The organism is Saccharopolyspora sp. NPDC000995, from assembly GCF_053599315.1.
Genome location: NZ_JBSFLZ010000042.1, coordinates 1 through 22,026, shown reverse-complemented (window position 1 = coordinate 22,026; position 22,026 = coordinate 1). Strand labels below are relative to the sequence as shown.

The 22,026-nt window shown below is 67.4% G+C and carries 14 protein-coding genes and 4 pseudogenes; 4 read left to right on the top strand and 14 right to left on the bottom strand.

Translation table 11 applies throughout. The annotated features are described in order from the left end of the window. Positions 1-74 precede the first annotated feature (74 nt). The 6 genes and pseudogenes from ACWDKQ_RS16310 to ACWDKQ_RS16285 form a co-directional block, all read right to left on the bottom strand. Positions 75-2,303, bottom strand: a complete 2,229-nt coding sequence (locus tag ACWDKQ_RS16310) for a helix-turn-helix transcriptional regulator (RefSeq protein WP_450139581.1) — start codon at positions 2,301-2,303, stop codon at positions 75-77. Between the two features lie 528 nt (positions 2,304-2,831). Further along, positions 2,832-3,213, bottom strand: a pseudogene (locus ACWDKQ_RS16305) (transposase); the annotation flags it as partial. A gap of 686 nt (positions 3,214-3,899) precedes the next feature. Beyond that, positions 3,900-5,351 (bottom strand): glutamate synthase subunit beta, encoded by a 1,452-nt coding sequence (locus ACWDKQ_RS16300; protein ID WP_450139564.1) that lies wholly within the window; start codon positions 5,349-5,351, stop codon positions 3,900-3,902. Then, positions 5,344-9,909, bottom strand: a complete 4,566-nt coding sequence (gltB, locus tag ACWDKQ_RS16295) for a glutamate synthase large subunit (RefSeq protein ID WP_450139563.1) — start codon at positions 9,907-9,909, stop codon at positions 5,344-5,346. Before gltB ends, ACWDKQ_RS16300 begins: the two co-directional genes overlap by 8 nt. Positions 9,910-10,399: 490 nt before the next feature. Beyond that, positions 10,400-11,719 carry a glycosyltransferase family 87 protein gene (locus tag ACWDKQ_RS16290; protein ID WP_450139562.1) on the bottom strand — a complete coding sequence of 440 codons (1,320 nt, stop codon included), beginning with the start codon at positions 11,717-11,719 and terminating at the stop codon, positions 10,400-10,402. Beyond that, a complete protein-coding gene (locus tag ACWDKQ_RS16285; protein WP_450139561.1) occupies positions 11,716-12,192 on the bottom strand; it encodes a MarR family winged helix-turn-helix transcriptional regulator in 477 nt (158 codons plus the stop codon). Before ACWDKQ_RS16285 ends, ACWDKQ_RS16290 begins: the two co-directional genes overlap by 4 nt. 12 nt (positions 12,193-12,204) lie before the next feature. On the opposite strand from ACWDKQ_RS16285, the gene ACWDKQ_RS16280 reads away from it, so the two are divergent. Together ACWDKQ_RS16280 and ACWDKQ_RS16275 are read left to right on the top strand one after the other, a co-directional pair. Continuing rightward, complete coding sequence (locus ACWDKQ_RS16280; protein WP_450139560.1) at positions 12,205-12,345, top strand: hypothetical protein; 141 nt, start codon at positions 12,205-12,207, stop codon at positions 12,343-12,345. 164 nt (positions 12,346-12,509) lie between these two features. Beyond that, positions 12,510-12,634 (top strand): annotated as a pseudogene (locus ACWDKQ_RS16275) (IS5/IS1182 family transposase); the annotation flags it as partial. A gap of 152 nt (positions 12,635-12,786) precedes the next feature. On the opposite strand, the gene ACWDKQ_RS16270 reads toward ACWDKQ_RS16275, so the two are convergent. The 7 genes and pseudogenes from ACWDKQ_RS16270 to ACWDKQ_RS16240 all read right to left on the bottom strand — a co-directional run bounded on the left by ACWDKQ_RS16270 (position 12,787) and on the right by ACWDKQ_RS16240 (position 19,031). Beyond that, positions 12,787-13,269: a cupin domain-containing protein gene (locus ACWDKQ_RS16270; RefSeq protein ID WP_450139559.1), complete on the bottom strand. Its 483-nt coding sequence runs from the start codon at positions 13,267-13,269 to the stop codon at positions 12,787-12,789. A 16-nt stretch (positions 13,270-13,285) separates the two neighbouring features. Next, positions 13,286-14,317, bottom strand: coding sequence for an Rrf2 family transcriptional regulator (locus ACWDKQ_RS16265; RefSeq protein WP_450139558.1), 1,032 nt, complete (start codon positions 14,315-14,317; stop codon positions 13,286-13,288). Between the two features lie 183 nt (positions 14,318-14,500). Beyond that, positions 14,501-15,466, bottom strand: coding sequence for an ABC transporter substrate-binding protein (locus ACWDKQ_RS16260; protein ID WP_450139557.1), 966 nt, complete (start codon positions 15,464-15,466; stop codon positions 14,501-14,503). 17 nt (positions 15,467-15,483) lie between these two features. After that, positions 15,484-16,295: pseudogene (locus tag ACWDKQ_RS16255) on the bottom strand (class II aldolase/adducin family protein). Positions 16,296-16,363: 68 nt separating this feature from the next. Beyond that, positions 16,364-17,443: pseudogene (locus tag ACWDKQ_RS16250) on the bottom strand (LLM class flavin-dependent oxidoreductase). A 17-nt stretch (positions 17,444-17,460) separates the two neighbouring features. Then, positions 17,461-18,198, bottom strand: coding sequence for an ABC transporter ATP-binding protein (locus tag ACWDKQ_RS16245; RefSeq protein WP_450139556.1), 738 nt, complete (start codon positions 18,196-18,198; stop codon positions 17,461-17,463). Then, positions 18,171-19,031, bottom strand: a complete 861-nt coding sequence (locus tag ACWDKQ_RS16240; protein ID WP_450139555.1) for an ABC transporter permease — start codon at positions 19,029-19,031, stop codon at positions 18,171-18,173. The genes ACWDKQ_RS16245 and ACWDKQ_RS16240 overlap by 28 nt, the downstream gene beginning before the upstream one ends. Positions 19,032-19,657: 626 nt before the next feature. Here ACWDKQ_RS16240 and ACWDKQ_RS16235 point away from each other — a divergent pair. Then, a complete protein-coding gene (locus ACWDKQ_RS16235; protein ID WP_450139554.1) occupies positions 19,658-20,320 on the top strand; it encodes a 4'-phosphopantetheinyl transferase family protein in 663 nt (220 codons plus the stop codon). A gap of 75 nt (positions 20,321-20,395) precedes the next feature. Here the strand turns inward: ACWDKQ_RS16235 and ACWDKQ_RS16230 are convergent, their stop codons facing one another. Next, the gene (locus ACWDKQ_RS16230; RefSeq protein ID WP_450139553.1) at positions 20,396-21,016 is read right to left on the bottom strand and encodes an NAD(P)H dehydrogenase; all 621 of its coding nucleotides are present in this window, start codon (positions 21,014-21,016) and stop codon (positions 20,396-20,398) included. A 162-nt stretch (positions 21,017-21,178) separates the two neighbouring features. Between ACWDKQ_RS16230 and ACWDKQ_RS16225 the strand changes: the two genes are divergently transcribed. Continuing rightward, positions 21,179-21,652, top strand: coding sequence for a MarR family winged helix-turn-helix transcriptional regulator (locus ACWDKQ_RS16225; RefSeq protein ID WP_450139552.1), 474 nt, complete (start codon positions 21,179-21,181; stop codon positions 21,650-21,652). The last annotated feature ends 374 nt before the right edge of the window (positions 21,653-22,026 follow it).

Below are 22,026 nucleotides of genomic sequence, written 5' to 3'. Positions count from 1 at the left end.
TGGAGAGAGGCCGTCTCGCAGCCGGGTCAGCCTCTACTCGTCCACGCCAATCCGAAAACTCAGCGGCAGTATCATCATTCGCATCGTCGCGTGGTCTTCTGTTCAGTGACCCAGGTGGCGATTTGCGTCCGAGTGGTGAAGCCGAGTTTGGTCAGGATGTGCTCGACGTGGGCCTCAGCGGTGCGGCGGGAGATCACCATGATGGCGGCAATTTCTTTGTTGGTGTTGCCCGCTGCGACCAGCGCCGCTACCTCTCGCTCGCGCGGAGTAAGCACCGACGCGTGCGGTTCTTCGGTCCTGGAGCTTGCTGGTTCCCTGCCTTTGCTCGGGTTCCGTATCCATGCGATGGCCTCGTCGAAGTCGAGCTGTGTGGCGCGGTGAACGCCTTTCTGAAACGTCTCGTCGCCGAGTGAGCTACGTGCTACTGCCTCGTAGTGGTCGTGTAGGCGCGCAACATGTTTGTGGCCGGCGAGCGACGCATCGACGTTCTTTTTGATCATGTGGGACACGCCGAACAAGGTCGCAGCCCGTACCGGGTCACCGTCTGCGCTGGCTATGCAGGCCAGAATCTCAACGCACAACGCGATCTGAAACTGCTCATGGAAGCCGAGCCGCAGGCGAAGACTCTCCAGTTCCGCAGCAGTGGCTTGCTGGTAATTGCCCGCTAGTAGGTCTGCTATTCCCTTCGCCCACAGGGCAAGCGATCTCATCCACTGTTCGCCGTAGGTCTCCTTGGCGGCAGGGCACCCGCGGAACAGGGCAGCGGCGCGCTCATGATCGCCAAGGAATGCGGCTGCCAACGCCAGCTCGATCTGATCGTAGGCGGCGGCAGCGTGATCGCCAATCAGCCGATGCTTGGCGAGAGCGTCTTCGAAGAGCGTGCTCGCCCGCCCCGGATCTTCGTTGAACAGGGCGGTGAGCGCCGAGATCTGCGCGACGTAGGCCGCCCCTGATTGGTCGCCCAACTCCACCGCCAGCACGCTCGCTTGCTCGAGAAGGGCTGACCCGGATGACGCGTCGTTGAGCGCGGCATTCAGGTACCCGTCGACGTAGAGCGCTTTGACACGTACCGGATCGCATTCCGTGCTGAGCGCCAAGAGTCGATCTAGCCAACGACGCCCCTCGTAGACATGCCCACTGCTGAGCCAGAAGAATCGGAGGGCGGAAGCAATCACCAAACCTGCTTGCGATTCGCCGGGCTCGGAAGCCGAGAATTCAAGTGCCTCGCGCAGGTTGGCGTGCTCGGCCCGTAGCCGGGCGAAGACCGTCGTGTGTCCGGCGGTGAACCATTCCGCCTCGGCTTGGGCGGCGAGGTACCGGTAGTAGTGCAGATGCTTGCGACGGACGATGGTGGTCCCACCGATTTCGGCGAGGCGGTCCCGGCCGTAATCCCGGAGTGTGTCCAACAGCCGATAACGAGTCTTGCCGGGATACCTTTCCGCAGTCACGATCGATTTGTCGATCAACCCCCCGAGCAGATCAAGTACCTCGTTGGTCCCGATGCCGTCGCCTGAACCGATCACTTCGGCGGCCTCCAGATCGAACCCTGGACCGAACACGGACAGTCGTGCCCACAGCATTTGTTCGGCGGTAGAGCACAGCCGGTAGCTCCAGTCGACCATGTTTTGCAGGGTCTGCTGGCGGGTCGGCGCTGTCCTGTCTCCATCAGTCAACATTTGAAAGCGGTGATCGAGGCGGTCCACGATCTCCTGTGTCGTCATGAACCGAAGCGCGACTGCGGCGAGTTCGATCGCCAATGGAATGCCGTCTAGTCTACGGCACAATCGCATGACGACCTGGGCGTTGTCTGCCCTGACGGCGAAGGTTGGATCCACCGCTTGAGCTCGCTCCTCGAGCAGCGCAACCGCTGCGTATCGAAGGAGAATCGCCCGTTCCGAAGATCCTGCGCTGGCCAGGGGGACCGAGAGGGGAGCCAGCTCCAGGACAGCCTCACCGGCAAGGCTCAGGGGTTGGCGGCTCGTGGTCAGGATGCGCATCAGCGGGCACTGTTCGAGCAGCGAATGCGCGAGCTGCGCGCACCCATCCAGAATGTGCTCGCAGTTGTCCAGCACGAGCAGGAGCGGGCGGTCACGAAGACGGTCCGGAAGCTGCGTCAACGGCGTTGTCCCAGACTGTGATTGCAGGCCGAACGCAGCGGCTACGGTGCCGGAGACGAGTCCTGGATCGTTGAGACCAGCAAGCTCGATGAACCAGACACCGCCCGGAAATGACCGCTCCAGCAATGCGCCCGCCCGGGATGCCAACCTGGTCTTGCCCACACCCCCGACGCCTGTAATTGTCACTATCCGTGAGGAGCTTAGGAGTTTTCGCACGTCGGCCAACTCGCGCCGCCGCCCCACAAAGCTCGTAAGTTCCACCGGACGGGCCGCGTGCGAGATGGGTACAGCCGTCGACATGATCGATTCAGTTTAGCTGCTCCTAACGGGCAGGTCAAGCGAAACCGGTAGGGGCTCGAATATTGGATTTGGGTCGATCTGGGCGGTGGGCGGCTCAGGAGGAGATTTCGTACTCGGGTTGAGCCCGTCGAAGATGGGTCTGCGGCGAACCTTGGCGAACCTTGTAGTCGGCGAGGTCGATCGGCTTCATGCGTAGCCTTATTGCTCCAAGCGCTGCTCCATGAGCTCGTCGGCGCTCAACGGCCGCGTCTTATCGAACAATGGTCCTCCCCCAGGCAGGCTTGGAATCCGCGCGAAAATCTTCGGCGAACAAAAATCCCTCTGCCAACGCCCCCTGCTCTTCTGCATCAGCACGAAGGTAGGCGCATCGACAATCCGGCACTGCCCGAAAGTGTCCGCAGGACGACGCATCATGATCTGGCAGTTCGTGACCTTGCCCGCGGTGCCGGTGTACTGCCGCGCCACCCCCGGCGAGGCATCCCCGTTTTTTCATGTCCGGTGTCATCCAGCACCCACGCATCCGGTGCCACCACATCGACCGCCCGCTTGGTCAACCGTCGCCGCACCGCAGCGTAATCCCACGTCGAGGACGTAATGAACTGCTGCAACCGCCTGATGATCAATACCCACACGCTCGGCCATCGGCTGCATCGACTTCCGCCGACCGTCCAGCATCAACCCCCCGCAGATACAGCCCACCGTTGAGCCGTTGCTCACGACGCGCAAACGACGTGAACAACTTCCCACCGAAGTCCTCCAGGCGATCCCGGACCTGATCAAGCTCTGCAGCCAGCACACCAAGATCATCGCATCGGGTCGCCCGGAGGAATCGCACCTCCGGGCGCCTACAGATCCCGGCGTGACTCTCGCGATTCACCGGGCTCCTACCATCTTGGTCACCAGACACGCGGAACCCAGGAAACCCAGGCCCAATGTGCAAGAAAGCGGGGACGCTGCGCGATCATCCGCTGCCAGCACTGTGGAGCCTTTTTCTTACTCCGAAGCCGTTTGCACTTCTTCCGGAGTCAGCGCACCAAGTAGGCGTTTATGCGTGTCAACAATGGATACATCGCGCAGCGATAGAACGCCCCAGGTGCGGTAGGGACCGCCCTTGCGGGCGGCCCCCCGCGCAGAATCCCAGCGCGCGGAATTCCCGCACTGGGCTCCTTCCTCAGGACCGAAAGGCAAAGCGTGTACCCGCCGGTGCAGTTCTTGCAGGTTGCCCTCCAAGTCCTGGCCGTAGGCTTCCCAAGGTCACCCCGTCGACTCCGGCAGCCGCCTTGGGGCTCAGTGCCTGATAGTCCGCTCGCAGACGAGCGAGGTCGACATGGTGCAGCAGCGCGGTGAACCGCGCACTCCTGTCCCTTCGTGCTGCCTTGCGCACACGGCCCAGCCCGTTTGTCACGCCTGGCCTGGCCCTGTGTCCGGGACGTGTCGTGCTGTCCGTGTCCCCTTGGCTGGGCCTTTCTCCCCTCGAAAAAATTAGGTGATTGGGTGGTCTGTTGGGGCTATCGGGGTTGGAAGGACGACTCTGCCCGTCAGGTAGTTGTCGACTCCTGCCGCCGCCGAGCGACCCTCGGCTATCGCCCAGACGATCAGGGATTGGCCTCGTCCCATGTCCCCCGCCGTGAAGACCCCTTCCACACTGGACATGAAGTTCTCGTCGCGGGCGACGTTGCCGCGCGCGTCCAGGGTGACGCCCAGGTGTTCCAGCAGGCCTGCTCGTTGCGGGCCCACGAAGCCCATCGCGAGCAGTACCAGCTGCGCCGGGAGCTCCCGCTCCGTGCCCTCCACCGGCTCGAAGCCGGCGTCGGTGCGCCGCGCCTCCACCACGCGCAGCGCTCGCACCTCACCTTGATCGCCGCCCAGGAACTCCTGGGTGTTGACGGAGTACAGGCGTTCGCCGCCCTCCTCGTGCGCCGAGGAGACCCGGTAGATCATCGGGTAGGTCGGCCACGGGTGCGCCTCGGGTCGGGACACCGGCGGCATCGGCATGATTTCCAGTTGCGTGACCGAAGCCGCGCCCTGCCGGTGCGCCGTGCCCACGCAGTCCGCTCCCGTGTCACCGCCGCCGATGACCACCACGTGCTTGCCCTCGGCGTCGATCGGCGGCCGCGCCAGGTCGCCCTCCTGCACCTTGTTCGCCAGCGGCAGGTATTCCATCGCCTGGTGCACGCCGTCCAGCTCGCGCCCCGGCACCGGCAGGTCGCGGGCCTGCGTCGCACCGCCCGCGAGCACCACCGCGTCGTAGTTGGCGCGCAGCTGCTCGACCGTCACGTCCACGCCTACGTTCACGCCGGTGCGGAATTCGGTGCCTTCGGCCCGCATCTGGCCCAGGCGCCGGTCCAGCCGGCGCTTCTCAAGCTTGAACTCCGGGATGCCGTAGCGCAGCAGCCCGCCGATGCGGTCCGCCCGCTCGTAGACCACCACGCTGTGGCCGACGCGGGTCAGCTGCTGCGCCGCCGCGAGCCCGGCGGGACCGGAGCCGACCACTGCGACCTTCTTGCCCGTGACGGTGCGAGGCAGCTGCGGCCGGACCAAGTCGGCGTCCCAGGCCTTGTCGATGATCGTGATCTCGACCTGCTTGATGCTGACCGGGTCGGAGTTGATGCCGACCACGCAGGCGGTCTCGCACGGTGCGGGGCACAACGTCCCGGTGAACTCCGGGAAGTTGTTCGTGGCGTGCAACCGCTGCGCGGCTTCCTGCCAGTCGTTGCGCCACACCAGGTCGTTCCACTCCGGGATCAGGTTTCCCAGTGGGCAGCCCTGGTGGCAGAACGGGATCCCGCAATCCATGCAGCGGCCGGCCTGCTTCTGCAGCTTGGGCTGTTCGAACTCGAGGTAGACCTCGCGCCAGTCCTTGATGCGCACGTCCACCGGGCGACGCCGCGGCGTTTCCCGCGGCGTCGTCATGAATCCCTTGGGATCAGCCATGTGCGGCCTCCATGATCGCCTCGTTGACGTCGCGCCCGTCGCGTTCGGCGGCGTTTCGGGCTGCGAGCACCCGCTTGAAATCCTTCGGCATGACCTTCCCGAAGCGCTCGACCGCGGTGTCCCAGTCGGCCAGCAGTTCCCGCGCCACGGCCGACTCGGTCTGCTCGTAGTGCCGCCGCACCCGGTCGTGCAGGAACTCGCGGTCCGCGTCGTCCAGCGGGTCCAGGTCGACCATCTCGGGGTTGATCCGTTTGGGGTCCAGGTCCAGCAGGTACGCGATGCCGCCGGACATACCGGCCGCGAAGTTGCGGCCGGTGCTGCCGAGGATCACCACACGACCACCGGTCATGTACTCGCAGCCGTGGTCACCGACGCCTTCGACCACGGCCATGGCACCCGAGTTGCGCACCGCGTACCGCTCGCCGACCACGCCGCGCACGAACATCTCGCCACCGGTCGCGCCGTAGAGCAGGACGTTTCCGGCGATGATGTTCCGCTCGGCCACGAACGGCGCCGAAGCGTCCGGGCGAACCACGATTCGCCCGCCGGACAAGCCCTTTCCGACGTAGTCGTTGGCGTCGCCCAGCAACCGCAGGGTGATGCCCCGCGGCAGGAACGCGCCGAAGGACTGCCCGGCCGATCCCGTGAACGTCACGTCAATGGTGTCCTCCGGCAGACCTTCGCCACCCCACCGCCGGGTCAGCTCCGAGCCGAGCATGGTTCCGACCGTGCGGTTGACGTTGCGCACCGGCATGTCCAGCCGCACCGGGGTGCCTTCCTTCAGCGCCCCCTCGCACAGCTGGATCAGCGTGTTGTCCAGCGCCTTCTCCAGACCGTGGTCCTGCTCGGCGGTCTGGTGCCGCGCTGCGCCACGCGGCAGTTCCGGCACGTGCGTGATCGGCGCCAGGTCGAGGCCCTGGGCCTTCCAGTGCCGCACCGCCTCGGAGGTGTCCAGCAGGTCGGCGTGCCCGATCGCCTCGGCCAGCGTCCGAAATCCCAGCGCTGCCAGGTATTCCCGCACTTCCTGCGCGATGAACTCGAAAAAGTTCACCACGTACTCGGCCTTGCCGGTGAACTGCTCGCGCAACTGCGGGTTTTGGGTGGCCACGCCCACCGGGCAGGTGTCGAGGTGGCAGACCCGCATCATGATGCAGCCAGAGACCACCAGCGGCGCGGTGGCGAAACCGTACTCCTCGGCACCAAGCAGAGCCGCGATCACCACGTCGCGCCCGGTCTTGAGCTGACCGTCGGTCTGCACCACGATCCGGTCGCGCAGGTCGTTGGCCAGCAGCGTCTGCTGCGTCTCGGCCAACCCAAGCTCCCACGGACCACCCGCGTGCTTGATCGACGACAGCGGAGAAGCACCGGTGCCGCCGTCGTGTCCGGAGATCAGCACGACATCGGCGTGCGCCTTGGACACTCCCGCGGCAACCGTTCCGACACCGACCTCGGACACCAGCTTGACGTGGATCCGCGCCCTGGGGTTGGCGTTCTTCAGGTCGTGGATGAGCTGCGCCAGGTCCTCGATCGAGTAGATATCGTGGTGCGGTGGCGGGGAGATCAGGCCCACACCCGGCGTGGAGTGCCGGGTCTTGGCCACCCAGGGGTACACCTTGTGGCCGGGCAGCTGCCCGCCTTCGCCGGGCTTCGCGCCTTGCGCCATCTTGATCTGGATGTCGTCGGAGTTGACCAGGTACTCGCTGGTCACGCCGAACCGGCCGCTGGCGACCTGCTTGATCGCCGAGCGCCGCGAATCGCCGCTGGCGTCCGGGGTGAACCGCTCGGCGTCCTCGCCGCCCTCGCCGGTGTTGGACTTGCCGCCCAACCGGTTCATCGCGATGGCCAGCACCTCGTGCATCTCCTGCGAGATGGATCCGTAGGAGATGGCGCCGGTGGCGAACCGCTTCACGATGGACGTGATCGGCTCGACCTGCTCGATCGGCACCGGCTTGCGCGCGCCCTCGCGGAACTTGAACAGCCCGCGCAGGGTCATCAGCTCCCGCGACTGGTCGTCGACGGCCTTGGTGTACTCCTTGAACACCTCGTAGCGGCCGCCGCGCGTGGAGTGCTGGAGCTTGAACACCGTCTGCGGGTTGAACAGGTGCGGCTCGCCTTCGCGCCGCCACCGGTACTCGCCGCCGACCTGCAGCGTCCGGTGCGGCGCCGCCACGCCGTCGGACGGGTAGGCCCGGCGGTGGCGTTCGGCGATCTCCTGCGCGAGCACGTCGAATCCGACGCCGCCGAGCCGCGAAGTGGTGCCGGTGAAGCACTGCTGCACAATCTCTTCGCCGAGCCCGATGGCCTCGAAGATCTGCGCGCCGGTGTAGGAGGCCACAGTCGACACGCCCATCTTGGACATGGTCTTGCGAACGCCCTTGCCCAGCGCCTTGATGAGGTTCGCGGTCGCCTTCTTTGCGTCCACGTCCTGGATGACTCCGCCGCGAACCAGGTCCTCGACGGTGGCCATCGCCACATACGGGTTAACGGCGGCGGCGCCGTAACCGATGAGCAAAGCGACATGGTGCACTTCGCGGACGTCACCGGCTTCGACGATCAGGCCCACTTGGGTGCGCTTCTTCTCGCGCACCAGGTGGTGATGCACGGCACCGGTGGCCAGCAGCGACGGGATCGGCGCGTGCTCGGCGTCCGCCGAGCGGTCCGAGAGCACCAGCACGTGCGCCCCGTCCGCGACAGCGGCCGAGACCTCTTCGCAGATCTCGTCGAGCCGCGTGTGCAGCGCCTCGCCACCACCTGCGACGTGGTAGGTCATCTGGATCACCGCGGGCTTCAGGCCCGGGCGGTCGCCGTCGTCGTTGAGGTGCACGATCTTGGCGAGCTCGTCGTTGTCCAGCACCGGGAACGGCAGCGCCAAGTTCCGGCAGGCCCGCGGGTCGTGGTCGAGCAGGTTGTGCTCGGGCCCGACGTGGGTGCGCAGCGAGGTGACCAGCTCTTCCCGGATCGCGTCCAGCGGCGGGTTGGTGACCTGCGCGAACAGCTGCGTGAAGTAGTCGAACAGCTGCCGCGGCCGTTCGGAGAAGGCGGCGAAGGGCACGTCGTTGCCCATCGAGCCGATCGGCTCGGCGCCGGTGGTGGCCATCGGCTTGAGCAGGACGCCCAGCTCTTCCTGCGAGTAGCCGAAGACCTGCTGCCGGTGTACCAGCGAGTCGTGCGAGGGCAGCTCGCGTTCGCGGTCCGGCAGGTCCGCCAGGTGCACCACGCCCGCGTCCAGCCACTCCTGGTAAGGGAATTCGGCGGCGAGCTCGCCCTTGATCTCGTCGTCGTCGATGATGCGGCCCTTGCCGGTGTCGACCAGGAACATCCGGCCCGGCTGCAGCCGGCCCTTGCGGACGACCTTGTCCGCGTCGACCTCCAACACGCCGACTTCGCTGGCGAGCACCACGAGTCCGTCCTCGGTGACCCAGTAGCGCCCCGGACGCAGGCCGTTGCGGTCGAGCACCGCGCCGATCTGGGTGCCGTCGGTGAACGCCACCAGCGCCGGCCCGTCCCAGGGTTCCATCAGGTAGTTGTGGAACTCGTAGAACGCGCGGCGGGCCGGGTCCATCTCGGCGTGGTTCTCCCACGCCTCCGGGATCATCATCAGCACCGCGTGCGGCAGCGACCGACCGCCCAGGTGCAGCAGTTCCAGCACCTCGTCGAAGGTCGCCGAGTCGCTGGCGTCCGGGGTGGCGATCGGGAACAGCCGCTGCAGGTCACCGGGGATCAGATCGGTGGCCAGCATGCTCTCCCGGGTCCGCATCCAGTTGCGGTTGCCCTTGAGCGTGTTGATCTCGCCGTTGTGCGCGATGAACCGGTACGGGTGCGCCAACGGCCACGACGGGAACGTGTTGGTCGAGAACCGGCTGTGCACCAGGCCGATCGCGCTGGCGAAGCGTTCGTCGCTGAGGTCGGGGTAGAACGCGCCGAGCTGGGCCTCGGTCAGCATCCCCTTGTAGACGATGGTGCGCGCCGACAGGCTCGGGAAGTACACGTCGGCTTCGTGCTCGGCCCGCTTGCGGACGCAGAACGCCCGCCGCTCGAACTCCAGCGCCATTTCGTCGTGCGCGGCATCGGTGCCGTGGCCGACGAAGAGCTGTCGGAAGCCGGGCATCGTTTCGCGCGCCGAACTGCCGGCGCGGCCGGTTTCCACCGGCAGTTCGCGCCAGCCGAGCAGCCGCAGGCCCTCCTCCGCCACGATCCGCTCGATGGTCGCCACCGCGCGCGCCGCTTCGTCGGCGTCGATGGGCAGGAACGCGGTTCCCGCCGCGTATCCGCCGCGTTCGGGCAACTCGAAGGGTACGACGGCGCGGAAGAACTCGTCCGGGATCTGGGTCAGCAGACCGACGCCGTCCCCGGTCTCGGGGTCGGCGCCCTTGGCACCGCGGTGCTCCAGGTTGCGCAGCGCCGTCAGCGCCTTCGCGACCAGGTCGTGGCTGCGCCGACCGCGCAGGTCGGCGACGAAGGCGACACCGCACGCGTCGTGTTCGTTGGCCGGGTCGTAGAGACCATGGGCAGCGGCGCTACGTTGCGCCGATTTTCTTGCATGGTGGGAAAGGGGCATCAGACCTCCCGTCGTCAGGCCGCGGGCTGCAGCAGGGCATGACTCACCCACCGCGATCCCGCAAGAGCCTTTGGGGGCACTGACAAAAGGATGCGCCGTTGCACTCTTGGTCAGTTTGAGGCACTCTACATAGCGAGCGGCCGAAAAGCTACCGTTTAGTAACACGAAGTTAAGCAAAAATTACGGGTTCCCAGCCATTGAGACATCGTTGTCACAATCCCTGTGGGCTCGGGAATTTTGCACCACGGCAATGTCCATACGCGACTGTTCGGCGCACCGAGTGGCGTTGTTCACGATCTTCTTGCAAATCACCGAATCACTGCTCAACATCTTCGGATTCGGTTCAGAACCAAGCATTTCTGTAATTGACCACACACCGAGCGTGCAGCACGGCAGAACCACCCGATCGCCAACGAATTCGTCCCGTTGACTGTCCAATGCCGAGAAGATGCCGGAAAACCCGGCGCCAGCGGAGCGCCGGGCAGCCGAATCAAGTCCGGATCGCGGGCGTCGCGAATGGTTCTTCCGGCGCAGCCACCAACGGACGATTTCGGGCAAACCGACCGAGGAGTGCGAGCAACACCAAACCGAGCAGCAGATAGGGGTTGCCGAACAGATGCTGCAGCGGCGTCCACGGCGGGCCGGTAGGCAGCATCCGGAACGATGCGACGAGCACGGTCACCAGTGTCACCCCGGCGACCACGAGCCAACCCGGGCTGCGCAGCCGGGCGGCGTAGGCGAGCAGGACAAGCAACCCGGGAGCGCACCAGACCCAATGATCCGACCACGACGTCGGCGACACCAGCAGCGCCAACAGGCCGTTGGCGGTCACGGCGAGCGTCGGCTCGGACCGGCGGATCGCGAACGCCACGACGGCCACGCAGGCAAGCGAGATCGCCAGCCACAGCCCGTTCTGCGCCACCGCGGGCAGTTCCAGCCGGGCCAAGCCGCCCATGATCGACTGGTTGGTGTGGAAGGCGGAGCCGCTGACGCCGTGCGCCGGACCCTTGCCGAACCAGTACTCCACTGCCGCCTGGTAGTTCAGCGCGAAGCCCACCAGGGTGCCGAGCGCGGCGGTCGCCACCGCGGTCACCACCGCCCGGAAGTCCTTTCGGAACAGGAAGAACAGCAGGAATGCCGCAGGGGTGAGCTTGATCGCCGCGGCGATGCCGATCAGCAGCCCGCGCGGCCAGCGCGGGTTGCGCGCCAGGCAATCGACGATCACCAGGCCCATCAGGGCGATGTTGATCTGGCCGAGCCCGAACGAGGCGTAGACAGGCTCCAGGAACAGCGTCCACGGCAGCAGCGCCATCGCCACCGCGAACGCGCCGCGCTTGCCGACCACCGGCCACAGGTGCCGGGTGACCAGGTACAGCGCGGCGCCGATGGCGAGCAGGCCCACGACGTAGAGCGCGACCAGCCCGGCGACGAACGGCAACAGCGCGAACGGCAGCAGCGGCAGCAGCGCGAACGGCGGGTACACCCAGGGCAGTACCCGGCCGATGCTGACGGTGGGAGCGGTGTTCATGATGTCGCCACCGGTCAGCCAGGTGTGCACCGCCCAGCGGTACACCTGGTAGTCGATGCCGGATCCCTGGTCAAGCCCGGCCCGGCGCATTAGCACCAGCAGCGCGAAGGACGCGATCAGCAGCGGCACCGAGAGCGCGATGATGACGCGAGAGTGGGTCACGACGATTCCGCGAAGCCGGCCCGGCAGGCGGCCGAGGTTCAGGACAGCATGGCCGGACTCGAACTGCACCGTGGCCAACTGGGTCCTCTCGATCAGGCGACCGGCGTCGACCACCGTCACGCGATCACGCGATCACGCCGAGTTCGCCAGGTCGCGGGAAACACCCGTGAACAACCGAGGAACTCTAACCCACCGCCGATCTGGACCGGCACACGCCTCGCCGCAGGACGGCGAATCACCGGGCGGTCCCATCGAGTGATTCCCAGCACCTTGGCCAGCAGTTCGCCCAGTTTCTCCCGTTCGTCCGCCGCCAGCGGGGCGAGCAGAGCGCGTTCGCGCTCCAGTTGCTCAGGGACCAGCCGATCGATCAGCTCCAGCCCCTCGCTGGTGAGCCGCACGTCGATGTACCGGCGTTCGCGCCGGGACGAGGTGCGGGTAATCAGAGCCTCCGCCTCCAGCCTGGCCAGTCGCTTGGTGGTGGCCGCCCCGAAGGACAGCGTCTCCTTGGCGAGCTGGCTGGGCCGCAGCCGGCCGCCGGTCCGCCGCAGATCGCTGAGGCCGCCTACCCGGCAAGCGTCGTCCGCTGGGTACATTTCATCCGTGTCGTGCTCCTCAACGAGGACGGCGACGACACCACCGGCTACCGCGGGCCGTTGATCTACGGTGACGTCAACGGCGGCGAGGCCGACCGCCTCCGGCTGCTGAACTCCCGCTGCTACCCACCGCACTGCGCCGTGCACCCGTAACCGCCAGCGGGGTGGGACCTCCCCCGTGTTCGGTTCGAGACCTGCCGGATGGTGTTCGCCAGCTCCGACCGGGTCCGCCTTGATGCCGACTAAGAGGTCGCGCAAATTGGGGGCGTTGATGGCCCGGAGCGGAGTGCAGGCACGGGCTTGGTGATCATGAAGTCGTGTTCGCCGCGCTGTTGCCGGCTCGGCCGGTCTTCAACCCGGGGCATCCGTTGGGGTGCACCGTCGCCGTGTGTCGGATCGGATCGTGTTCGACAAGCTGGTGCAGATGTTGCGGTTCGGCTGCATCATGATTTGCACAAGAGAACAATTTTGACTTCGATGCCGACCACCGCAAGTGACGACTCGCGCCGATCCTTGGGCTGATTCGGCGGCCGGTCAACACACTGCGTCATGAAATTCCGAGCCCCGGGGCGCTCGGGACCGGGGCCCCGGGGCTCAGCTCTCCTCCAAGCCCAGGTGGTACAGCTCGGGGAGGTTGACCACGATCGCCTCCTGGGTGCTGCGGGCGATCACCACCACCGCCGGGTCGCTCGGGTCCGGGTTCTCCTCCCGGTGCGGCACGAACGGCGGCACGAAGATGTAGTCGCCCGGCTCGGTCTTGATCCGGACCTCCTCGACGCCGTCGTGGAAGACGAACTCCGGGTGGCCGCTGACCACGTAGATCGCCGTCTCCGACTCGCCGTGGTGGTGGTTGTCCGACGACGTCGACGGGCCGACGTGCGTCTCCCCCATCCAGATCCGCTCCGAACCCACCAGGTCGCCGCTGATCGCCGCGAGCCGCCGCATGCCCTCGGTCTGCGCGGTCTTGTTGTCGAGGTCGGCGGCCCGGACGTGGTGCAGCCGGGTGCGCAGCGAGCGACGCTGCTCCTCGGACACCGAGGTCGAGAGATCCGGGTGGAACGCGTCGTGCCGGGTCATCAGATTCCTTCCTTGCTCACCGATCGCCGACCAGCGGCACCCCGTCGAGGAACGTGCTGACCTGACGGCCGAGCTCGCGCCACACCTCGGTGCCGGGCGACCCGTTGTGCACCGAGGTAACCCCACCTTCCACCGCTCGCACAACCTCGCCGATGCTGATCCTCTCGGCCGGCCGCGCCAGCGCGTAGCCGCCGTCGCAGCCGCGCTGGCTGGTCACCAGCCCGGCCCGCCGCAGTTCGACCATCAGGTTGACCAGCGAATTCAGCGGGATGCCCTGCCGACGGGCGATGACCTCGCATTTGACCGGTTCGCTGCCGCTCCCGACCAGCTCGCGCAGCGCCCGCACCGAGTAGTCGATGCGGGCCGAGATGTGCACCGGAGCGGATCGGCGGGCGCGCGGCGCGGCCGGTGTCTCGGGCAGCAGCACCGCGCCCTTGCCGATCTCCTCGCAGAACAGCACGATGCGCGCGGCCACGCTCCGGTGGAACTTGTCGTTGAGGATGTCGTGTACGCCGTCCTTGAACACCGCCAGCGAACTCTGCGGGTGCTTGGCCGCCAGCGAGGTCACCGGGGCGACCGGGGCGAGCGTGTCCGCGTCGCCGTGCAGCAGCAGGATCGGCACGTCGGGAAGCTGCTTCGGCGGCTCGGGGACGTCCTCGGTCAACCGGCCCCACTCGAACTCGGGATCGTTCTCGAGCAGTTCGCGGTGCACCGGGCACGACGTGCGCGCCCCGATCTCGTCGGCCCGGTCGACGGGGCTCTGCCCCCGGGCGAGCGGGGTGCCCGCGAGGATCAGGCCGTCCACCTCCATCTCCAGCGCGAGCGCCCACGCGCGCAGGGCCCCGACGTCGGTGCCGACCAGGAACCGAGCCGCGCCGGGCCGGAACCACGTCTCGGGATCGGTATCCGGTTCGGGCACCACCACGGCGTAGCCGTCGGCTGACAGCCTTCGACCGAAGCGCTGGTAAACGGCCGGGTTCTCGCCTCTCCCGAGCAGCACCACCAAGGTGCCGCGGCAGGCCCCCTCAGGAGCCCAGGTCCCGCTCATGTCAACTCCTCACAAAACCGTTCCGGAAGCACCTTGCCGCAGCGGTGCGGGTCGCGGAACCTCGGACGCCCCTTCGGTGTGCCCAGCCGGGCTGTCCTGCCGAGAAGACGCCCGAATCGCCGCAGCGGCGCGAGAGTCCCGCGCCGCAAGCGGCTGCCGCCGCTTGCAAAGCAGACCATGGACTCACTTGCCGGGGTACAGGTCCCGGTCACAGGCCTTGGTCACGTCCACCTGCTCGCGCAGCACGCCCGCCTCGTAGTAGCGGTCTGCCACGGCTTGCAGGTCGGCGACCACATCATCGGTCAGCGGCCGGACCTCCTGCTTGGTCCGGGTCAGGATCTGGTGTGCCACCTGCGGTTCCAGCGACGTCAGCTTCTCGTAGACACGCTGGTACTCCGCGGGGTGCTCGTCGCTCCACTGCCACGCCGCCTCGAACCGGCGCATCGCGTCGGCCAGCGCCTCCCGTTTGAGCGGGTCCGCGGCAGCCGCGGTGGACACCGACAGGATGCCGTTGCGGCCGTTGATGCCTTGGCCGTCGCGGATCACCCGCGCTCCGGCGTTCTCCGCGATCGACAGGTACGGGTCGAAGGTCGCCCAGGCATCGATGTGCCCGGCGCTGAAGCCCGCCTGCGCGTCGATCGGCAGGCTGAAGGTGATCTGCACGTCCTGCTGCGTCAGCCCGGCCTCCTCCAGCGCGCCGAGCGCGGTGTAGTGCGAGACGCTGCCGGGCGCGGTGGAGACCACGAGGTGCTTGCCTCGCAGGTCGGCCACGGTGCGGATCGGCGATCCCGGCGGCACGATGATCGCCGTCGATGACGGGGACGCCGCAGTGGCCACGGCGGGCCGGGCAGGCACACCACCGGCGATGGCCTGCACCGTGGGCGCGTCGGCTGCGGTCGCGGTGTCCACGTCGCCGGAGCGCATGGCCTCGAAAAGCGGTGCCGCGCCTTGGAAGTTGGCCCAGCGAATCTTGTAGGGGGCGTCCTTGAACGCTCCGGATGCTTCCACTCTGGCGCGCAGTCCACCGGCCTGGTCGCCGAGCACCAGTGTCACGTCGGACAGCGACCTGGGCGAGTTGCCTCCGGCGCAGCCGGCCACGGCGAGAAGCACCGCGGCCAGCACCGCTACCAAGGTTCTAGTCGTTCGCACTCTTGTTGTCTCCAGTCTCAGTCGAGCAGATCCGGCTGCTCGTGCACGATCTCCTCGAAGAGCGGGGCGAAGGTCACCCAGCCCGGATCGCGGTGCTGCTGGTACTGCTGCCTGATGTGCTGCGCGATCACGTGCGGGATCAGCTGCAGCAGCCCGGCCGCCTGGGCGACGACCTGGACCTTCGAGTTCCGCTCGGCGGCGACGTGCAGCGACACCGCCTCCTCCAGGCTGCGGCCGACGGTCAGCGGCCCGTGATTGGCCAGGATGGCCAACTTGCGCTGTCCGAGCGTCGAGGCGAGCCGGCGGGCTTCCTCCAGGTCCAGCACGACCCCGGAGAAGTCCGGCCCGATCACGTTGTCCTCGTGGAACTGGGCGCTGTCCTGCGAGATCGGCAGCAGCTCGGTGCCCAGCGCGGCGAGCGCCTTGCCCCAGATGGAGTGGCTGTGCGCGGCCGCGTCCACGTCGGGCGGGCCTGGTGGATCTGCGAGTGGATGGCGAACGCCGCCTGGTTGACCGGGTGGTCGCCGTGCACGATCTCGCCGTCGTGGTTGACCAGCAGCAGCTCGGAGGCCTCGATCCGGCTGAAGGCCCGGCCGAACGGGTTGACCCAGAAGTGGTCCGGCAGCTCCGGGTCGCGGACCGTGATGTGCCCGGCGGCGCCTTCGTTGTAGCCGAGCTTGCCGAAGAGCTGCAGCGCCGCGGCCAGCCGCTGCTTGCGGAGCTGGCGCTCGTCCTGGATGTCGTCGAAGACGGGTCGGGCCGGGAAGCTGTTCTTCCGCGGGGAAAGCGACCGGGCGAACTCGGATAGCCGGGGTGCGACGGTGGTCATGGTGGTCTCCTCGATGTGTCTCCGCGCGCTGGCCGATGGCGATTTCGCGCGAATTCGCGGCACTCGTGTCAGGCCGCGGCCCGGCGGGCGATTTCCTGACGTACCAGCGGGATCAGCTCGCGGCCGTAGTCGACCGCGTCGTCGAACGGGTCGTAGCCGCGGATCAGCAGCGTCGTCACGCCGATGTCGACGTAGTCCAGCAGCGCCGCCGCCACCGTCTCCGGGGTTCCCACGAGCGCGGTCGAGTTGCCTGCCGCGTTCGTGACGGCCGCCGTGGGCGTCCACAGTGCACGGTCGTGCAGCTCCCCAGCCTCGGCGGCGGCGAGGAGGCGCTGCGAGCCGACGCTGGCGACTTTCTGGCCCGGGTTGAGGGTCTTGCGCCCGGTGAACGACGCCAATCCGCCGCGCGCGGCGTTGATCCGGTCGAGGATGCTATGCGCCCGCTCCCACGCCTGCTCCTCGGTCGCGCCCAGGATCGGCCGGAACGACACGCTGATCCGTGGCGGCTCGCAGCGCCCGGCATCGACTGCGGTCTTGCGGACCGCGGCGATCTGCTCGGCGGCCTGCGCCAGCGGCTCGCCCCACATCGCGTAGACGTCGGCGTGCTTGCCCCCGACGCGAAGCGCGGCTTGCGAGGAGCCGCCGACGTACAGCGGTATCCCGGACTGCCGCACCGGGCGGACGACCGCGTTGTAGTCCTCGAAGCGGTAGTGCGCGCCTTCGTGGCTAACGGGTCCATCGGCGGTTTACACCTGGCGGAGGACATCCAGGTACTCGTCGGTGCGGGCGTATCGCTCGTCCTTGCCCAGGTAGTCGCCGTCGCGGCGCTGGTCCGCGTCGTTGCCGCCGGTGATGATGTGCACCGCGATCCGGCCGCCGGTGAGGTGGTCGGCGGTGGCAAAGGTGCGGGCCGCCAGCGTCGGGGCCACGAAGCCGGGCCGATGCGCGACCAGGAAGCCCAGCCGCTCGGTGTGCGCGGCCGCGTAGGCGGCCAGCTGGGTGTTCTCCGGGCTGCTCGACCCGTAGCCGATCAGCACCCGGTCGAACCCGGCCGCCTCGTGGGCCTGGGCGAACTTGCGCAGGAACGCCGGGTTGACCACGGGTCCGTCGGCGGCGTGGACCTCCGAGACGTGCTGCGCCCCGATCATCCCGATGAACTCGACGGTCATGACGAACTCCCTTCTCCGGTCCCGACGCCCAGCCAGGACAGCAATTCGGCGCGCAGCGCCAGGAAAGCCGGATCTGTCACATCGCGCGGGCGGTCCAGGCCCAGCACCTGGTCGTAGCCGATGTGGCCGTCGCGCATCACCAGCACCCGGTCGGCCAGAAGCAGCGCCTCCTCCACGTCGTGCGTGACGAGCAAGATCGCACAGCCGTGGCGTTGCCACAGCTCGCCGACCAGCTGCTGGGCCTTGATGCGGGTCAGCGCGTCCAGCGCCGAGAACGGCTCGTCCAGCAGCAGTAGGTCTGGTTCGCGCACCAGTGCACGGGCTAACGACGCCCGCTGCGCCTCCCCGCCGGAGAGCACCTTCGGCCACACGTCCACGCGGTGGCCGAGACCGACCTCTTCCAGTGCCGCCACCGCCCGCTCCTTGTCCGGTCGGCCGCGCAGTCCGAGGATCACGTTGCGCCACAAGCGTTTCCAGGGCATGAGTCTCGGCGCTTGGAACGCTACGGCGCGCCGGAGAGCCACCTCGACCTCGCCGGTCACCTCTCGGTCGAGGTCGGCCAGGATCCGCAGCAGCGTGCTCTTGCCGCAGCCGCTCGGGCCGAGCAGCGCCACGAACTGGCCGGGTTCGATCTCCAGGTCCAGGTCGTCGAGCACGGTGCGGTCGCCGAAGCGTCGGCTCAGTCCGCGAACCGACGCGGGTTTCACTACGCTCCGCTGAACGCCGGTCGCCATGCCAGCACGGTCCTTTCCAGCAGTCGGACGATGAAGTCGGCGACAAGGCCAAGCAGCGCGTAAAGCACCAGGCAGACCACGATCACGTCGGTCTGGAAGAACTCGCGGGCCATGTTCATCTCGTAGCCGATGCCCGCGGTGGCGTTGATCGTCTCGCCGAAGACCAGCGCCAGCCACGCCGAACCCAGCGAATACCGCAGTCCCACCAGGGCGTTGGGCATCGCGGCGGGCAGGATGATGTGCCGCACCTGGGCGAACCAGCTAAGTCCGAGCGTCTTGGCCGCCTCCACCAGGCCCGCGTCGACGTTGCGGATGCCGCCGTAGATGTTCATGTACAGGGGGAAAGTCACGGCCAGCGCGATCAGCACGATCTTGGGCTGCTCGCCAATGCCGAACCAGATGATCAGCAGCGGTATCAGGCCGATCACCGGCACGGTGCGCAGCATCTGCATCGGGGCGTCGATGATGTCCTCGCCGCGCCGGAACAGTCCGGACAGCGTCGCCAGCACGATGGCGACGACGACGCCGATCACCAGCCCGGCGCCGACCCGTTGCAGCGAGGCCGCGATCGCCTCCTGGAGCCGTCCTTCGTCCCAGAGCTCCACCGCGGTGCCAGCCACGGTCGCGGGCGAGGCGAGGGTGTCGTCGCTGAGCACCCCGGTGCCGCTGAGTGCCTGCCAAAGCACCACCAGCGCGATCGGGCTGATCAGCTTGAAAAGCCAACGAGGAAAACGGTTTTCACGCCGGGCGGTGCGGGTTTGCACGGCGGTGACGGGGATCGGCTCTCGTTCGGTCGGTGCGCCGGTGGGCGCGCGTTCGGTGGATACAGTCATCTGCACTCTCCGGAGGGCGTGAGGGCGCAGCGCGGCCACGACGGATCGGCCGCGCTCGGGAATCAGTAGCACCGGAGCCCCGTTTCCACTGGTCAAGTACCGCGAGTGCGGTAGGTGCTACGGCACTGCTATGGCACCCGGAAACGCGCACGGGTGTTGACCAGCCCAGGCGCTGTGCGAGGAGGCTCCGGTGGAGCTGAAGGTGGTCGCGCTACGACGCGCGTGAAGCAGCTGAGAAAGCCGTTACCGGCAACAGAGGGCGGAGGACACGCGCACGAAGTCCACGTAACCTCGTGTCGTCAGGGCCGGTGTCCGGATCATGCGCAAGACCGTAACCGGACACCCAAGTCGTGTAAACCCAACTCCACAGATTGGGATTGATCGGATCTACCCGTTCAGCCGCCGAGCAAGATCCGTCGTGGCCTTCGGCGGACCGCTCGGGCCGAAGCGCCCGCACCTGACGCGCATGCTTCCCCCGGCGACCGGAGTGGATGCTCCACAATGTTGGCCCGGCGCTACCGTGGGCGGATGCAGCCGGAACTTCGAAGCGAGTCAGACCGACCCTCCATCCCGGTGCACGCGGACAGCGGGCTCGCCGCCGTGCCGCGCGGCTCGGGAGGCCGTCGGTGATCGAAGAACTGCTGCCCGCCGAGGTCAGCTCCGCCGAAGCCTTCACCGACCCACCCGATGCGGTCCTGTTCCCGGAAGAAGAAGCGTTGATCACACGCGCACGGGACAAGCGCCGCCGGGAGTTCACGACCGGGCGGTGGTGTGCGCACCAAGCGCTGAGCCTAATCGGCGTGCCGCCCGCACCACTGCTGCGCGGGGAGCACGGCGCGCCGCAGTGGCCGGCCGGGATCATCGGCAGCATCACGCACTGCGCCGGCTACCGGGCCGCAGTCGTGGCCCGCGCCGAGCGGGTGCACACCGTCGGCATCGACGCCGAGCCACACGCTCCCCTTCCCGACGGCGTGCTGAACGTCGTATCGCTGGAAGCCGAACGTGCACATCTGGCGCATCTGTCCACAGTATATACCGACACGCATTGGGATAGAATCTTATTCAGCTGCAAGGAAAGTGTCTACAAAGCCTGGTATCCGATCACCGGCCAGTGGCTGGGTTTCAAAGACGCCCGGCTCGAACTCGCCCCCGGCACCTTCACCGCGTACCTCCGCAAGGAAGGCGCGGAACTGGCGGATCGACCGCTTAGGACCTTCACCGGCCGCTGGCTGGTCCGCTGCGGCCTCGTCATCTCCACCATCGCCTGCACCCGATCGGACGACGAATGAAGGGCACCTCCCGCCATGTTGGCAGCCAAGTTGGTTGGCAAGAGGTGTTCTTCACACCGATCTCATTCGGTCGGGTCAGGCATTGGCGCCGTTGTCGAGGTCCCGGGCGACCGCGACCACGCGCTTGGCCTGGACCGCCGCCGCCACGCGGGTGATGTCGTCGACCTTGTTCGCACCCTGGGCGTCGACGTGGCTGGTGCCGTACGGGTTGCCGTCGGCGAACTTCGCGCCGTCGGTGTAGCCCGGGGCCACCACGATGCCGCCAAAGTGGTGGAACGTGTTGTACAGCGCCAGCAGCGTCGACTCCTGGCCGCCGTGCGCGGTGGAGCTGGAAGTGAAGCCGCTGTCGACCTTGTCGGCCAACTGCCCCTGCGCCCACTGGCCACCGAGGGTGTCGATGAACTGCTTGAGCTGCGAGGCGATGTTGCCGAAGCGGGGTCGGCGAGCCGAACAGCACCGCGTCGGCCCACAACACGTCCTCCGGAGTGGCCTCGGGAATGGGCTTGGTTTTGCCTCGACGTTGGCGCGCCACGCCGGGTTGCTGTCGATAGCCGCGTCGGGGGCGAGCTTCGGGGCGCGCCGCAACCGAACCTTGTCGCCGGCCGCCTCGACCTCGGCGACCAGGGTGTTGGCGAACTCGGTGCCGGTACCGGTGGCCGAGTAGTAGATGACGCCAACCTTGACGGGGGTGCTCACTGCCTGACTCCTGTTCGCGGGATGGGCGGCTACGAAGGAACCAGTCACCCTTATCTCTTTCGCGGAAGGCAATACAGGGATTAACTCTTCTTTGCAAGAGATTTCCTGGCGAGCTGTTTCAGGTAGGCTGGCGGAGCCGCAAACGCAGGAAGGAGCATCCCGGTGAGCAGCAAGACCAGCCCGGACCTGTGCACCGACGATGACGAGATCATCACCTGGTGGGGACTGGTGATCGAGGGCTACCACGTCACGCAGGAGCACATCGCAGCTGAGATCAACGAGCGCTTCGGACTCCCCCAGGCGTCCTTCGACATCCTGCTCCGCCTGGTCCGCACCCCCGAGCACCGGATGCCCATGACCAAGCTCGCCCACGAAGCGGCACTCAGCAGCGGCGGATTCACCAAGGTCGCCGACCGTCTCGCCAAGGCCGACCTGATCCGCCGCGAGCCGTGCGACACCGACCGACGGGTCACCTACGCGGTGCTCACCGAGCACGGCCGCGACATCGCCGAACGCTCCCGCGCAGCGTGCGCCGAGATCCTGCGCAAGCGCGTCCTGGCGCCACTCGGCAAGGCCGACTCCGCCGCGCTCGCCGACGCCATGCGCACCCTCCGCTCCGCAAACAGCCCGGACTGACCGCAGCCCTTCGGCCCCAGGCGACGAACGACACCCGCTGGGCCCTAACACCGCGGAACTCATCGATGACTGCTCGCCGACCGTCGAGCACCACGTTGGCATTCCCCGTTAGGGACATTCTTGGCGCGCGCGAACCCGGACGGGATGTCCCGACCCTCCGGCAAACCCTGGCTCGCCGCTGCGACGGAAGGGCAACCGGCGCCAGATGCTGCAGCCACGAAAATACGCGGCCCCTACCCTGTTAAATCCACATTGGACGTTTATATACGCGGATTTTCTGCTCTTCTGCTGCTTCCGTGGGTGGGTTAGGCGCGCCCGGGGAGGGTGGGTGGGTGGCCGCCGAGGGCGAGCATGGCCAGGGCGATGAGTGCTTG